This window comes from Paracnuella aquatica (assembly GCF_003332885.2).
Classification (GTDB): Bacteria; Bacteroidota; Bacteroidia; order Chitinophagales; family Chitinophagaceae; genus Flavisolibacter; species Flavisolibacter aquaticus.
On sequence record NZ_QOWJ01000021.1, the window covers coordinates 21,908 to 36,754 of the forward strand.

Consider the following 14,847-nt stretch of genomic DNA (forward strand, 5'->3'; position numbering starts at 1 on the left):
CAGCAAACTTAGCTCCTTTGCCGTTTATACTGATGTTAATTGAACCACGAAGGCACGAAGGGAGAAAGGACCACAAAGAAAATTTAGCGACCGCTTAGATTTCTGTTGCTGCAGTGTTACACTTTTGTTGCTGCTCTTTTACCCCGTTAAGATGAAACCCAAGCCTTGAACGTTCAGATCCCTCCTTCGTCGGGATGACAAAGGCAACTTCACTGCTTTCTCAAGCACTGCTTCAAAGCACAACTGATTTATTTTATCAACTCCTTAGTGCTTCTTTGTTCCTTCCTGCCTTCGTGGTTCAATTAACTTACACCACCCGCAGTATGCCACCGCGGTGGCTTTCGGGCTCTTCTTCCACTATTTCGTGCAGGGCAATGGCCAGCTTGTTGGTTTTTACAAAAGTGCACCAATGGCATTCTTCCTTGCCGCAGCCGGTGTAAAAATCGTGGCGCTGCACCTTTTCCCACACGGTTTTGACCTGCTCTTTCACGGTGGTAATATCCGCATCAGTGATCACCACTTTTTCCTGGCGGTATTCCTTCTTTTTATCCGGCTCAATAAAATCGAACACCACGCCGGCCACCTGCCAATCTTTGTTGTGCAGGTTGTCGATGAGCAGTTTGTAAAACACAGCCTGCCGCCAGTAGTCGCCGCCATTGGGGTTGCGGTCGTTGGGTGGCTGCAGTTTTTCGCGGGCCTTTTCGGGGTCGCCCGATTTGTAATCCACAATGGTGGCCAGCTTGCCGTTGAACTCAATTTTATCCAACTTTCCTTTCAGCGGTATTTCATCCACCACCACGCCCCGCACATTGCGTTCCACCGCCACAATGGTGTTCCATTTACCTTCATAAGCCGCATAGTATTGTTTTAAAATAACCTGTCCATATTCCAGGCGGCGGGCAAATTCTTCCCGCGTAAAACTTTCGCGGTGGCGCTTCATGTACCAAACAAAATCCTGTACAAATTCATCGGCTGTAGGAAAGCTGCCGCGGTCCTGTGCCTTGCGAAACAGTTGCTCCAGCGCATGGTGCACCGCCGATCCAAACTCCATGGCCTCGTTGCGCGGCGATGGAATGCGCACCACATTTTGATAATAAAAACCAAGCGGGCATTTCAGGTAGTTGTTCAGTGCACTTACGTTCATTTGAAAATGCTGCACGGCGCGGGTCTCCCATTCATCCTCCAGGTGGGCCACTTCGGGGGCCTGCGGCGGTGCCAGTTGCAGCACCTGGAAATCGACGGCCACTTCGGGCTGTAGCCGCGGTCTTTCGGTAGGCAGAATATGTTGCTCCAGCACTTCGGCAATAAACATCGACGGCTCCAGTTGTTTGCCATCGGCGGCGTACTGCGGGTACGAAATATAAAGGTGGCGCTTGGCGCGGGTAAGGGCCACATAAAACAGGCGGCGCAGTTCTTCCATGTCGGCGCCCTTGCCCCGGCCTTCCCCGGTGGAGGCAAATAGGGTATCGGGAAAAGAAAAACCGCTGAACGGCTTGCGCTTTTTTTCCCAGCAACCCGAGGTGCAGCCTACAAAAAATACGTACTCAAACTCCAGCCCCTTGGAGCCGTGTGCCGTCATCAGGTTCACGCCTTTATCGTTGCCGGCCACCTGCACCAGCGGCAGCACCAGGCCCTCGCGGCGCATCAGGTCCATGCGGCTCATAAAACCCTCCAGATCCAGCAGCGGGTGGCGGCGGGTTTCTTCTTTTACGTGGTCAAAAAAGCCGGTAAGCAATTGCAGCAGCCAGCCTTTTTCGGGGTGGTGAAGTGTATGGGTTAAAAACTGTCCTTCGCGAATCACTTTTTCCACGAGGCCCTGCAAAGTACAGTTGCTCACCGCACCGATCAGGCCTTCCAGTATGCCGATGGCTTCTTTCAACTCTTTGGAAGGTGGCTGCCAAAAAAGATCAGTGGGTTGCTCCACCAACTTTTCGGCTAAGTATTGCCGTAAGGAAGTGGCGCCGCCTTTATAGCGCTGCTCCGATACCTGCATGCTGGCCTTCGCAATTTCAATAGGCTGTATGCCCCACCATTCAAAATGCAATATTTCAAACAGCATTTCGTCGCCGCTGTAGGCTTGGTCGTGCTCGGCACGCAGGTAGTTGAGCACTTGCAGCAACTGGCCAATCAGCGGCTGCTCCAGTATATTGAGGTTGCGCTTGGTATAAAAAGGCAGGCCTTTCAGGCGCAGGTAATCGGCCAGTTCTTCACCGTATTTATTTTCGCGGTAAATAATGCCAATGGCGTTGCCGGGCACGCCCTGCGCAATCAGCTTTTCTATTTCCAGTGTAATGTGGATCATTTCATCGCGGCCGGTTTCGTACTCGCGGATGGTGGGCGAATCGAGCAAATGAAGCAGGCCATCGTGGCTGCAGCGCAGGTCTTTGCTCAGGCCTTCAATTTGAGCCACCAATCGTTCATCATTGCGGTCGATGAGGCTTTTGGAAATGTCCAGTATCGGTTGCGTGGAGCGGTAGTTGTTGGTGAGCACCACGGTGAGCAAATCATCGGCATAGCTTTTTGCAAAATGCAGCATGTTTTCCACGTTGGCACCCTGGAAGCGATAGATACTCTGGTCGTCGTCGCCCACTACAAACACGTTGGGCTTGTCCCAAAAGTTGATGAGCAGCTCCACGATCTTGTTTTGCGAGCCTGAGGTATCCTGGTATTCATCTACCAGAATGTATTGAAACTGCTCCTGGTACTGGCGCAGCAGCGCTTCGTTGGTTTCAAACGCCTCGATCACCCAGTTGATCATGTCGTCAAAATCGTAGCGGTTGCGGCTGCGCATCATTTGCTGAAAGCGGGCAAACTCGGTGCAGGCGGCCCGCAGTTTTTCCATCTTTTCCCGCTGCTCTTCAATCTTATCCCAGCGCACATCGCCTTTCTTGTATTCTTTAGTGGCCCGCTTGCAAATGTATTCGTCGCGGGTAGGCAGGTCATTCAAATATTCATCCACTTTCTGGCAGATATAATCTGCCTTCCAGCCTTCGCGTTTCATCATCGAAAAAAGCGACTGCAAGCTGTTGATTTCAAAATATACATCGCCGCGGTAGCGCTTCAGTGGGTGGTCTTTTGGAAAAGAATCGATCAATTCTTTCATCAGCTCGATGCGCTCCAGGTCGGAAATAGGATCGAGTGCTGTTTTTTCAAACAAGGACAGGTTTTCCTGGATCACATCGTTGCAAAAGGCATGGAAGGTATAAATGTGCACCTTGTAGGCATCGGGGCCAATAAACTGCGACAGTCGTTTGCGCATGGCCACCACGCCGGCATCGGTGTAGGTAAGGCACAAAATGTTTTGCGGCTCGGCGCCATTTTCACCCAGCAATATTTTACCAATGCGTGCCGACAGGATCTGAGTTTTGCCCGTACCCGGCCCGGCAATCACCATTACGGGGCCTTCGATCTGGTCCACGGCGCGGCGTTGCTGCTCGTTGAGGCGCTTGTATTCGGTCTCGAATTTTTGCAGGAGTTTTTCGCGGGGCGTCACGTTTATGGGGTTTGGTGTTGTGTATTAGTTTGTTCCGGTTCGTTTACTGTTCCGGCCCGGTTTTCCAGTTCTTTTTTGAGCTCGGCTACCAATTGGCCTTCGCTGGGCAGGTACAACTGGTATTTGCTGGCAACAATGGTTTGGTTGCTCTCCGGCAGCGAAATGCGCACCATTGCATCGTTTTTATCGGTGCACAGCAAAATGCCGATGGTTTTGTTTTCGGATGGTTGTTTTTCAAAACGGTCGTAATAATTTACATACATCTGCAGCTGGCCCAGGTGGCCATGCGTCAGCTTTTCGGTTTTGAGTTCCACCAGCACAAAGCATTGCAGCAGTCGGTTATAGAAGACAAGGTCCACAAAAAATTCGTCGCCGTCGATATGAATGCGTTTTTGCCGCGCCACAAAACAGAACCCGTTGCCCAGCTCCAGCATAAACTCCTGCAGGTGGGTGATGAGTGCACCTTCCAGGTCACGTTCGTAATAAGCAGCTTCCCCTTTCAGGCCCAAAAACTCCAGTACCATCGGGTCTTTGATAATGTCGCGGGCATCGGCAGGCTGTTGTTCAGCGCGGGCCACGGCCAGCACTGATTGCACATCTTTGCTCAGCAGCAGGCGTTCAAACAACTGACTGTTGATCTGCCGCTCCAATTGGCGGGCCGTCCAATTATTTTTTTCGGCTTCGGCCATATAAAATGCCCGTTTTTCTTCACTGCTAATGCTGATCAGCAGTTTGTAGTGGGTCCAACTGAATTGCGTCCGCAGTGTGGACGCAATTGGAAAGGTGCGGTAAAACTGGCGATAACGCTCCAACTGGCGGCGTGAAAAGCCCGATCCGTAAGCAGGCTCCAATTCAGCAGCCAAGCCTTTTATAAGGTACGCACCATAATCAGCACGGTCTTTTGCGCCCTGTTCTTCTTCAAAAATCTTTTGTCCTATTTTCCAATATAGCAACACCCGCTGGTGGTCCACGGAGCGGATGGCTGCATCGCGGGAAGCGGCAATGAGTTGTTGGATCTCGGTAATAAGATTGTTGCGGAGTTGCATGGTGGCAAGTTTAGTGGCGTGGCGGCAAAATGCTGAGCATGTGGGCAAAGGTAGCCACCATTTGCTACGAATTTTAGCAATGTGGATAACAGCCCGAACCGGCTACAAACCAGGGGCGGGGAAGGCAAAATATCCTTTGTGTTATCTTTAAGATGTTTTTACGGTGGTGTATAAACTAAAGGTCTATATTTGCATAGTCAATTTGAGCCTCGCATCAGTAATCGTTAATTAGTCTGCCAGTTAGCCTTGCATCTTAGTTAATTCTCTTACTTCTTGCCTTTCTCAAGTATTTTTCAATTTTTTTTCAATCAGACCGAACATGAACATTTATGTTTCCAATTTGAGCTTCAACGTACAGGATGAAGACCTTAGAGAATTTTTCACTCCTTATGGCGAAGTAACTTCTGCAAAAGTTATCACCGACCGTGAAACCGGCAGGTCACGTGGTTTTGGCTTTGTAGAAATGAGCGACAATGCTGCTGCTCAAAAAGCAGTTTCTGAGCTCAATGACGCTACAGTTGACGGCCGCACCATTAAAGTAATGGAAGCTAAGCCGAAAGAAGATCGTCCTCGTGGCGGTGGTGGCGGCGGTTTCCGCGGCGGCAACAGCGGCGGCGGTTACGGCGGCGGTGGCTACAACAAAAGGTATTAATCCCCTTTGATAATAGCATTGCGAAAGGCCCCGGTTCTCCGGGGCTTTTTTATGCCCGTACATTAATGATATTGCTTGCATTAATGCGGGGTCTTGTCATGCCGACGCATGTCGGCATCTCCTTCTATTAGCAGGTTTTACCAAAGTAAAAGGAGATGCCGAAAGAAGTTCGGCATGACAGTCGTTTAAAGAAATAAGCTCCAGCTCTCTGTTATTTGACCAATGCTTTATTGCAACTGCAACCGGCGCAGCAATTCCTCTTTGTATGTATTGCCCACGGGCAGGGCTGTTTTACCCAACTCCACCATGTTTCCCTGCAGCGCAGTGATCTTGTTGAGCGCCACAATATAGGACCGGTGTATGCGCAGAAACAGCACCGGAGGCAGTGCGTCTTCCATGCCTTTTAAATGAATGCTCGCCAGCATGCTGCGGTCTTTCAAATGCAGTTTGCAAAAATCCTTCAACGCTTCCACGTACACAATCTCTTCAAACAACAGCTTCACCATGCGGTTGTCCTGTTTTAAAAAAAGATGATCCTTGTAGGGCAATGCAGCGTTGGGTGTTTGTGCTTGCAGCAGCCGCTCCACTTTTGCAAGCGCTTCGCTGAAACGTGCTTCCGTAATAGGTTTCACGAGGTAATCAACCGCATTTAAATCAAAAGCTTTGGCTGCATACTCGGCATAGGCAGTGGTAAATACCACCAGCGGCGGTTGGCGCAGTGCCGACAAAAATTCAATGCCAGTCCTGTCGGGCATGTTAATGTCTAGGAACACTACATCTACATGATGTTGGTACAAGGCTTCATACGCTTCGGCCACGGAGCGGCATGCAGCCACTACCTGCCAGCCCGCAGTGCGGCCGATGTAGCGGTGCAGGAGGTCGCGGGCCAATGGCTCATCGTCAACAATAATGCAGGAAACATTTTTCATTGTAGCGGGCAACTTAAGCGAAACAAATAAACATCATTTACAGCGCCTGCAGTGCAGGCTGCCTGTGCACCAAAATAATGCGCCACACGTTTGTGCAGGTTGTGCAAGCCAATGCCACCGCCGCCTTTATGATGGTACGTCTGTACCGGGTTTTCAATGGTTACCTCCAGCTTTCCTCCATGGGCCAAAATGCGCACATCAATGGTATTTCCGGCCGCATCAGGCGTGTATTTAAATGCATTTTCCAATGCTGGCATAAACAGCAGCGGCGGTATTTCGTAATCGTCATTGTCTGTTGTAAACCGGAACAAAACCTGCGTGTTGTTTAGCCGCAGTTGCTCCAGTTCTATATAATCCTGCAGGAGCTGCACCTCTTGCTGCAGCCTTATTTTTTCAGCACCGGTTTCGTATAAAGTGTACCGCAAAAAGCCTGATAACCGCGCAATGGTAGCCGTTGCTTTTTCTTTATGATCGGCTTCTACCAGCGCATAAATATTGTTGAGGGTATTGAATAAAAAATGCGGGTTTACCTGCACTTTTAAAAAATTAAATTCCAATTGCAGGTTATTTTTTGCCAGCTCCAGCGACTGCACCGTTTTACGGAAATTGTTGCGGGCAAACTTGATGGCCACGGGCAAACCCAATTGCAAAATGAGCATGTATAAAAAACCACCAGATAGAATGCGCACCACTACGATATTGGAGAAGTGGGTTTGTAAAAACCTGTGGTAATCGGGGCTTGCAGCCGCCAGCCGCTCTGCGCAGGCAGCACATTTATGAAACACCGACAGGTCACCCAACGAATCGAGGCAGGCGATCAGCATCAGCCATAAAATACCCAGCAATATAACAGGTACCCATGACCGCTTTTTGTTGAACAGGGGCAGCAGGCCATACATCAATGTATAAAAAGCCAGTGCCGAAACAAGCGTTGTTTTTACCGACAACAAATAAGTGGCCGGCGTGCCCCGCATGGTGTTGAAAGAAATGGTACCGAAATAATAACCGCTGGCAAAAACAAGCAACCAAAACAACACGTGCAGCAGCAGACGGTACCGGTTATCGGTATAGGTATAGGCCAGTAGATCTTTTTTCCGTTTCATGATATAAAGCTGCAGTGCGGAAAATTTGTCGCGCTATAAAATCGACCAACATATGCTACGGGCCAACGAAATGAGCTCCGCCAGCAACAAGCGCCCTGTGCCAAAGGCCCGTTGCCCGAAACGCTGCTTTTGTTGGCAGGCGGCCGCTGTTCGTCGATCATTTTTCTGCCCTCCTTAAGTTCTTTTTCTTTTTGTGTGTTCCTAAACATACAACATGAAACAGATGATACAACGGGCCCCGTTTGCCACCCGCATTATTGCCGCCCTGTTGCTGGGTATTGCAGCCGTTGTGTTGAGCCAGGCGGTTTATAACATTGTGCCCATAAAGCCCTACTTCCCCTTGCTTGGCGAAGTGCTGCTGGTACAGGCCACGTGGCTGATGTACCGAACCGATAACCAAACCCTGCTGCCACTGGGCTTGCAACCCAATTTCAAACACCTGGGCTTGCTCCTATTGGGCCTTGCTATTGGTGCCGTAGCAGTGATGGGTTGCACCGCGCTGCGTACGGCCTATACCGGCGAAGTATGGCATCTATCCACCGCTGTTGATGGCTGGGCGCTCCTGAAAAGCCTGTATTATATTTTGCCTACAGTAGCGGTGCAGGAACTGATATTTCGCGGATACCTGTTTACCAAAAGCATTGCCCGCTGGGGCGTGGTGCGGGCCAATGTGTTGTTTGCAATTTTATTTATGCTGGTGCATGTGCTTGACCGCGATGTGCTGCGGCAACCGGCGCAGGCCCTGTTCCTCCTCATCAGCATACCAGTGGGGCACTTGTGGTTTGCCAGCGGGCTGTTGCGTACGGGTTCGCTGCTGTTTGCCATAGGCCTGCATTGGGGCAACAATTGGGCGGTAAGCCACCTGGCCGGAAATGCGGATACAACAGGAACCCTGTTTTACCTCACCAACCAAAAACTGTTCACTACCTGGCTTCCGTTCATTGTGGTGATACTCTTGTTCAATGGATTTTTTCTGCTGGTAACCTGGGCCACCTGGCGTTGGGGTAAAAAAGAAAACCTGCCCGTGGCAGGTTTCTAAAAAATATCGCTTGAAGGTTTACTCTTTAGTAAGCGTCAGGTTGTGCTTGCGGGTTACTTTACGCGGTGTACCGCTGCTGTTGAGCACAGGCTGCAGTTTGGGTGCTTCCAGTGTAATGCGGTCTTTTGTTTGCTGCTGCAGGTAGCTGTTTTCGGGCATCACAAACACATCACTTACGGTAAGCTGTCCGTCGGTTTCAATGGCGTATGAAACGGTTACATAATAAGTGCCTTTTTTCACTTTTTTGTTGGGCAATGCTTCGGCAGTAAGTGTGGCCGCCACCGTAGTCATATAATCTCTTACCAGTGCATTATTGTCTTTAGGCTTGGGGGCCGGTGCTGCCGGAGTAGCGGTCGCTTCCGGTTCGGCAGTGGCTGTTGCCCCAGAATCAACTACCACCACATCGTTGGCATTTGCTGCAGCGGTGCTCCGGGTTGAATCAGTTGCAACCACTCCGCTACGGGCTGCACTATCCATTACTGTGGAAGCAACCATTGCAGCCGAATCACGCGATGCTTTTTGCTGCACGCTGTCCACCATCAACGATTTCAGGTCATCGCCCTTGCGGATAACGGTGCCGGGTTGGGCCTTTAGTCTGCCGCTGTACAACGCATCACGGAGCGACTGGCCCTGAACGGCCAGGGAGCCCATCAACAAAACGGCGAGGATTCCTTTTTTCATGGTTTCTGAGGTGTTTAATAGCAAGTTAATCAGCAATGCTGTTAGGGTGTTCCTAAATAAATCGTGCCGGGAAAGGGCTAAGCCCTGCGGCGCTCTATCATAACGTTCGGCGCCGCTACAATATTATAGGCAGTGGCCAATCCTAACGCAACCCTTGGCCCCATTACTTCTTTGGCAGGTGCGCAATCACTTCAATTTCTACCATGGCCTGCGGCATCAGCAGGCGGGTGATTTGCACCCAGGAGGCTGCCGGGAAATCGCCTTTATAAAATGCCTTGCGTACCGCGTTTTGCCGTTCCACTGCGGCAATGTCGGTGGTGAATAAAGTTTCTTTTACCACATGAGCAAATGTGGCGCCGTGGGCCTTGAGCATGGCCTCAATGCCGTGATAAGCATGTTGCAGTTGCGTAGCCATATCGGGGCCGTGGCCCGGCACACCGGAAATGTAGAGCACGTTATCCACCAAAAGCGATTGTGCATAACCGTAAGTAGTGTCCTGGTTGCTGCCGGTGCCCCAGTGCATTTTAGTTTTGGCAATGGGGGCTTGTTGTGCCCCGGCCGTGGTAAGCAGTGCCAGTGCCACCAAGCTTGCATAAACTTTTTTCATGAGCGGTTTTGATTTGTAAAACTCAATTCAATCAGTCACGACGATACCATTAGAGGTCATCATGCCGAACCTCTTTCGGCCGTTGCTGCAAAACTATCAACCTGCCTGACTGTAAAAATTTAAAACGGCTAAACGGCAGAAGCATGGGAGCAAAGAAAAAAAGCGAGGCGGATTTGTACCGGGAAAAGTAGCGCCAGCCGCATGCAATAGTTTCCTTAATTTGTACCCACCTAACTGCTATGGCAATTTTTCAGCAATCTGTACTTAAAAAATACATTGGCGAACTCGATAAAGAACAAGTGTCCGCCGCATGGAACCTGTTCCAGGCTCATTTTCACCAACCCGCCACACAGGCCAACATCCGCCAGGCCAAAGAAGAACAATACCAAGAAGGCTTTCTGCGCGACCTGTTTGTGCAGGTATTGGGCTACACGCTCAACCCGCAGCCCGGCTTTAACCTGACCACCGAACACAAAAACGAAAAGGACAGCAAAAAAGCCGACGGTGCCATTTTAAAAGGCGGTGCCGTACGGGCGGTGATCGAGCTGAAAGGCACCGACACCACCGACCTTTCGAAAATAGAGGCACAGGCATTTGGCTACCTGCACAACCAAAAAGGCTGCACCTATGTTGTTACCTCCAATTTCGAAAAGCTGCGCCTCTACATCCAGGATGCCACCGACCACATCGAGTTCAACCTGTTCCGGCTGGGCAGGGCCGAGTTCGACATACTTTACCTGTGCCTGCATGCCCACCACCTGCTGGCCGATACGCCCCTGCACATCAAGCAGCAATCGGTAACGCAGGAAGATGCCATCACCAAAAAACTGTATGCCGATTACAGCCAGTTTAAAGCAGCGCTGTACCAAAGCATTGCGGCGCTGAACCCGCAGTACAACCCCGTAGCCCTGTTTAAAAAAACACAGAAACTGCTCGACCGGTTCCTGTTCATCCTGTTTGCCGAAGACCGCCTGCTGCTGCCGCCCAACTTTATTGTAAAAATTGTGGAAGAGCACCGGCAGGTGCAAAAGCTGCGGCTGCAGCAAAGCCTGTATGAACGGTTTAAAATCTATTTTGCCGACCTGCTTACGGGCAATGCCGCCGAAGACATTTTTGCCTACAACGGCGGGCTGTTTGAACCCGACGAAATACTGGACAACCTGGCCATTGCCGACGATGTGCTGCAACAGGGCGTACTGCGCCTGAGCCAGTACGATTACAACACCGAGGTGGACGTGAACATACTGGGCCACATTTTCGAACACTCACTCAACGAAATAGAATCGCTGCAGGCACAGTTGGAAAACGCCGCAGTAGACAAGGGCAAAACCCGCCGCAAAAAGGAAGGCGTGTTTTACACACCCCGCTATATTACCAAGTACATTGTTGACAACACGGTGGGCACCCTGTGCCGCGAACAAAAAGCGGCCCTGCAGATTGTGGAGGAAGACTATGCACCGGCCGTAAAAAAGACCAAAGCCTCCGAAGCAGGGCGCAAAGCCCTGGTGCAAAAGCTGGACGACTACCGGGCATGGCTGCTGCAGCTCACCATTTGCGACCCCGCCTGCGGGTCCGGCGCTTTCCTCAATGCGGCACTGGAATTCCTGATTGCCGAACACAACTACATAGACGAACTGACCAACAAGCTGATGGGCGCTTCCATTGGTTTTACCTGGACGCCCAACGACATTTTGGAAAACAACCTGTTTGGCGTGGACATCAACGAGGAAGCCGTTGAAATTGCACGCCTTTCGCTGTGGCTGCGCACCGCACAGCGCGGCCGTAAATTGAGCAACCTAAGCAGCAATATAAAAGCGGGCAACAGCCTCATTGATGATAGGGCCGTAGCCGGCGACAAAGCTTTTGTGTGGCGGGATGAGTTTGGGGAAGTGTTTCAAAAAGGCGGCTTTGATGTGGTGATTGGGAATCCGCCGTATGTTTTCGGTGGAAATGACAGTATATCTATAATTGAGAAAACATTTTTCAAGTCGAGATATGAAACAGGGGGAGGGAAGGTCAACCTTTTTACACTCTTTATAGAAAAGTCGCATCTCATACTTAAAAACGATGGAGCATTTTCATTTATAATACCAAACACTTTCTTACGTGTAACATCATACCATGAATCAAGAAAGTTCTTCTTAAGTAGATTCTCTCTTACAGAATTAGCTGATTTAGGAAACGATGTTTTTAATGGAGCTGTTACTACTGCAATTATTTTAATTGCAAAAAAACGACTACCACTAATTGATCACACTTTAAAGGTAATTAAAGACTTTTCAGGGAATTACACATCAGTAGAATTGTCTGACCTAATCAGAAACAATTTTGTAATAACAACTAACATTTCTGCTGATAAAAACACAATACTGAAAAAAATAGCTCTTAACTCAGATTTACTTGGAAATGAGTGTAAGGAAATGATTTTTGGAGTTGTAATTACAAAAAATAAAGAGCAAGTTGTATCGAATGTTTTAAAAGAAGGTTATAAACCATTTATTGAAGGAAAAGATATTACCTCATACTTAGTTAGGCAGGTTGACCAATACTTAAACTACAAACCGGAGCTTTTACATAGAGCAAGAACCAAACAAGTTTTTGAAGTAACTGAAAAACTAATGGTGCAAAGAATAACGGGTGGAAGTCGGCCTCTAAAAGTTGCCTATGATAATAAGCAATTGTATAATAAAGAGTCGATCAACAATATTATTTTGAACGACAACTCGAAGTTCAATATCAAGTTCATTTTATCACTATTAAATTCTAAGCTTATTAATTGGTTTTATAATAATCAATTCACTAATGAATCTACTTTGACTGTAAATATTTCTAAAGAATACTTATCAAAAGTACCAATCAAAGTACCTGCTGACCAGCAACCCTTCATCGACAAGGCCGACATCATGCTTTCCAAGAACAAGGAATTACAGGAAGTCAAACAATCCTTGTTACAATTCCTGCAAGCCAAGCACGAAGGCATTACCGCTTCCAAAAAACTGGCCGACTGGCCGCAGCTTTCCTTCCATGACTTTTTAAAAGAGCTGGAAAAACAAAAGCTGAAACTCTCCGTTGCCGAGCAGGCCGGGTGGCTGCCTTACTTTGAAGGCGAAAAGGGCAAAGCCGCTGCATTGCAGGCCGCCATTGCCCAAACCGATGCCGAAATAGATGCCATGGTGTACCGCCTCTACGGCCTCACAGAAGAAGAAATGAAGATTGTGGAAAGTGCTTAACCGAAAACAAAAACTGCATATGCTAACATTTACAAGTCCACACGTTCTCACGGCTCCTGCCATGGAGCCTTATCTGGCCAACATAACAGAAAAGCGCCTGCGCAATTTCTTTCAGGAATTAGAGCAGGTAGTTAACAAAAACCATAGTGATGATTTTCATGATTGGTTTCGGGAACGCACTTATTTGTCCATCTTTTTCAATGGCATCATCAGGCACGACGCTCATTACGAATCTACCGTGATTCAGGAGTATTGCACTACCCATGAAGAAACCAAAGCACATGGCAGGTGCGACGGTTTTTTGAATGAACAAGATACAGTTACCCTTTTCGAAGCAAAGCTTAATAGATATCCAGGAAAGGTATCTGAAGACCATTTTGATTTGGCAGGCTGGATGAATTGGGATGAAAAGAAAATCCGTACCCAGCTAAATGAATACCTCGATTGTGATAAAAGATTTTTCCTAAACGAAGGAAGGTACAAAAGGTGTTTTTTGTCTACTCTTGTTTTCCTGGTGATTAAGGAAGTGCCCGGCGAACACATTAATAAGGCTAATCAATTAATTGAGCAGAGCAAGGACAATCTTAACAGCCAGCAATGGTTTTATTCCGTTGGCTATTTCGCCGATCATTCGGATACCCAAAATGAAAAATATGGCATTGAAGTGTACGGCACTATCAAAGAAGTTGATATTGAACCTTTATTGACCACTCAAACATCAAGTCAAAGTATAATAGCACAATAACTCATCAAAAACCAAACTAATCATGGACCCTAAAACAAAAGAAGAGTTAGATAACCGCTCCAATCAATTGAATCCTAACAACGACGCCTACTGGAGCAGCCGTGGCATCGATGATGATGACGACAATAAGAAAGATAATTACATTGAAGATGACAGCAGTGGATATGACGACAATGAATCGTTTTACGAAGAATGGGTTCCGCAAGATGCGTGGTAGCAATCTTTCTCGACATCAATTGGTAAAATACAAGGAGGGAGAACCTAACCGGTTCTCCCTCCTTGTATCTCGCCGATGTTGCGGATTTGCAATTGCATTACGATTTGACTGGCTTCATTGTAGGATAATTGAATGTGAATATTGGTAAGGTGTTTGAACAGAAAGCCGCTCATGGTTGTTGAACAGCCAAAAAAAAAGAAACAAGATGATCAAACCGGTATATACAGCAGTGGCCACAGCCACGGGCGGAAGAAACGGACATGTACAATCGGACAATGGCGTGCTGGACCTGCAGGTAAGAACGCCCAAAGCCATGGGCGGCGCCAACGACGATTATACCAACCCCGAACAGATTTTTGCCGCAGGTTATTCGGCCTGCTTCGATAGCGCACTGAACCTGGTGGCGCGGCAGCAACGGATCAAAACCGGCGAAACCGCTATTACCGCTAAAGTGTCCATAGGGCCCAATGAAACCGGTGGCTATGGCCTTGCCGTTGAACTGCTGGTGAACATACCCGGCGTAAACATGGAAGAAGCACAGCAACTGGCAGATAAAGCACACCAGGTTTGCCCTTATTCCAATGCGCTGCGCAATAATGTGGAGGTAAAAATTACAGTTACCAATAACGAGGCGGTAACTGCATAGGCCAAGGGTGCAAAGCTACTGCTGAATTAGGCTTTTGGGCGCATCAGCGGCTTTGTCATGCTGAGCGCAGCGAAGCATCTGAGCGTGGTAAATAAACGGCTGGTTGTGTAAATGGCTAGCTCGCTATTGATTCAAAGCTTATACTGGTGCAGGTTCGGATGCTTCGCTGTGCTCAGCATGACAGGCGCAAGAGGCTGAGCGATGAGCAAAAAACACAACAAGAAAAGTGCATAATTCCGGCGACGATTTAGGTTGCTTTTTGTCGTTAGTGTTTGTCATGCCGAACTCCATTCGGCATCTCCTTGTGCATTAGTAAAACCGGCTAATCGATGGAGATGCCGACATGCGTCGGCATGATTGTCATGATTTATCCAAAAATTTTTTAAGCTGCAGCGGGTCGTTTTTCTTCATACTTCCGGCCCTTAGTCACTACCGAAGCTACGCGCAGCAGAATTTTGT

Annotated in this window: 12 protein-coding genes; 6 read left to right on the top strand and 6 right to left on the bottom strand. The window is 48.6% G+C overall.

Translation table 11 applies throughout. The features are described from left to right. Positions 1-307 precede the first annotated feature (307 nt). Both DRJ53_RS20160 and DRJ53_RS20165 read right to left on the bottom strand, forming a co-directional pair. A complete protein-coding gene (locus DRJ53_RS20160; RefSeq protein WP_241558649.1) occupies positions 308-3,493 on the bottom strand; it encodes an ATP-dependent helicase in 3,186 nt (1,061 codons plus the stop codon). A 2-nt stretch (positions 3,494-3,495) separates the two neighbouring features. After that, on the bottom strand, positions 3,496-4,539 hold the full coding sequence (locus tag DRJ53_RS20165; protein ID WP_114237480.1) for a PDDEXK nuclease domain-containing protein: 1,044 nt from the start codon (positions 4,537-4,539) through the stop codon (positions 3,496-3,498). A gap of 319 nt (positions 4,540-4,858) precedes the next feature. Here DRJ53_RS20165 and DRJ53_RS20170 point away from each other — a divergent pair, with 319 nt between their 5' ends. Then, on the top strand, positions 4,859-5,191 hold the full coding sequence (locus DRJ53_RS20170; RefSeq protein WP_114237481.1) for an RNA recognition motif domain-containing protein: 333 nt from the start codon (positions 4,859-4,861) through the stop codon (positions 5,189-5,191). A gap of 227 nt (positions 5,192-5,418) precedes the next feature. Here DRJ53_RS20170 and DRJ53_RS20175 read toward each other — a convergent pair whose 3' ends face one another. Together DRJ53_RS20175 and DRJ53_RS20180 are read right to left on the bottom strand one after the other, a co-directional pair. Then, positions 5,419-6,120 (bottom strand): LytR/AlgR family response regulator transcription factor, encoded by a 702-nt coding sequence (locus tag DRJ53_RS20175; protein ID WP_114237482.1) that lies wholly within the window; start codon positions 6,118-6,120, stop codon positions 5,419-5,421. Next, on the bottom strand, positions 6,117-7,223 hold the full coding sequence (locus tag DRJ53_RS20180) for a sensor histidine kinase (protein ID WP_114237483.1): 1,107 nt from the start codon (positions 7,221-7,223) through the stop codon (positions 6,117-6,119). The genes DRJ53_RS20175 and DRJ53_RS20180 overlap by 4 nt, the downstream gene beginning before the upstream one ends. A 214-nt stretch (positions 7,224-7,437) precedes the next feature. Here DRJ53_RS20180 and DRJ53_RS20185 point away from each other — a divergent pair, with 214 nt between their 5' ends. Next, the gene (locus DRJ53_RS20185; protein WP_114237484.1) at positions 7,438-8,262 is read left to right on the top strand and encodes a CPBP family intramembrane glutamic endopeptidase; all 825 of its coding nucleotides are present in this window, start codon (positions 7,438-7,440) and stop codon (positions 8,260-8,262) included. Positions 8,263-8,280: 18 nt separating this feature from the next. Here the strand turns inward: DRJ53_RS20185 and DRJ53_RS20190 are convergent, their stop codons facing one another. Further along, positions 8,281-8,943, bottom strand: a complete 663-nt coding sequence (locus tag DRJ53_RS20190; RefSeq protein ID WP_114237485.1) for a hypothetical protein — start codon at positions 8,941-8,943, stop codon at positions 8,281-8,283. 163 nt (positions 8,944-9,106) lie between these two features. After that, the gene (locus tag DRJ53_RS20195) at positions 9,107-9,550 is read right to left on the bottom strand and encodes a RidA family protein (RefSeq protein WP_114237486.1); all 444 of its coding nucleotides are present in this window, start codon (positions 9,548-9,550) and stop codon (positions 9,107-9,109) included. Positions 9,551-9,789: 239 nt separating this feature from the next. Between DRJ53_RS20195 and DRJ53_RS20200 the strand changes: the two genes are divergently transcribed. The 4 genes from DRJ53_RS20200 to DRJ53_RS20215 all read left to right on the top strand — a co-directional run bounded on the left by DRJ53_RS20200 (position 9,790) and on the right by DRJ53_RS20215 (position 14,388). Continuing rightward, entirely contained in the window at positions 9,790-12,780 is a 2,991-nt protein-coding gene (locus DRJ53_RS20200) for an Eco57I restriction-modification methylase domain-containing protein (protein WP_114237487.1), read from the top strand. 19 nt (positions 12,781-12,799) lie between these two features. Beyond that, on the top strand, positions 12,800-13,525 hold the full coding sequence (locus tag DRJ53_RS20205) for a hypothetical protein (RefSeq protein WP_123893732.1): 726 nt from the start codon (positions 12,800-12,802) through the stop codon (positions 13,523-13,525). 22 nt (positions 13,526-13,547) lie between these two features. Beyond that, positions 13,548-13,742, top strand: coding sequence for a hypothetical protein (locus tag DRJ53_RS20210; RefSeq protein WP_114237489.1), 195 nt, complete (start codon positions 13,548-13,550; stop codon positions 13,740-13,742). A 205-nt stretch (positions 13,743-13,947) separates the two neighbouring features. Continuing rightward, positions 13,948-14,388 (top strand): organic hydroperoxide resistance protein, encoded by a 441-nt coding sequence (locus DRJ53_RS20215; protein WP_194074455.1) that lies wholly within the window; start codon positions 13,948-13,950, stop codon positions 14,386-14,388. Positions 14,389-14,847 lie beyond the last annotated feature (459 nt).

Excerpts from the sequence above, each read along its gene's own strand:
- DRJ53_RS20205 (WP_123893732.1), top strand. The coding sequence starts at position 12,800 with ATGCTAACATTTACAAGTCCACACGTTCTCACGGCTCCTGCCATGGAG.
- DRJ53_RS20180 (WP_114237483.1), bottom strand. The coding sequence starts at position 7,223 with ATGAAACGGAAAAAAGATCTACTGGCCTATACCTATACCGATAACCGG.
- DRJ53_RS20210 (WP_114237489.1), top strand. The coding sequence starts at position 13,548 with ATGGACCCTAAAACAAAAGAAGAGTTAGATAACCGCTCCAATCAATTG.
- DRJ53_RS20215 (WP_194074455.1), top strand. The coding sequence starts at position 13,948 with ATGATCAAACCGGTATATACAGCAGTGGCCACAGCCACGGGCGGAAGA.
- DRJ53_RS20200 (WP_114237487.1), top strand. The coding sequence starts at position 9,790 with ATGGCAATTTTTCAGCAATCTGTACTTAAAAAATACATTGGCGAACTC.
- DRJ53_RS20195 (WP_114237486.1), bottom strand. The coding sequence starts at position 9,550 with ATGAAAAAAGTTTATGCAAGCTTGGTGGCACTGGCACTGCTTACCACG.
- DRJ53_RS20185 (WP_114237484.1), top strand. The coding sequence starts at position 7,438 with ATGAAACAGATGATACAACGGGCCCCGTTTGCCACCCGCATTATTGCC.
- DRJ53_RS20175 (WP_114237482.1), bottom strand. The coding sequence starts at position 6,120 with ATGAAAAATGTTTCCTGCATTATTGTTGACGATGAGCCATTGGCCCGC.
- DRJ53_RS20170 (WP_114237481.1), top strand. The coding sequence starts at position 4,859 with ATGAACATTTATGTTTCCAATTTGAGCTTCAACGTACAGGATGAAGAC.
- DRJ53_RS20165 (WP_114237480.1), bottom strand. The coding sequence starts at position 4,539 with ATGCAACTCCGCAACAATCTTATTACCGAGATCCAACAACTCATTGCC.
- DRJ53_RS20190 (WP_114237485.1), bottom strand. The coding sequence starts at position 8,943 with ATGAAAAAAGGAATCCTCGCCGTTTTGTTGATGGGCTCCCTGGCCGTT.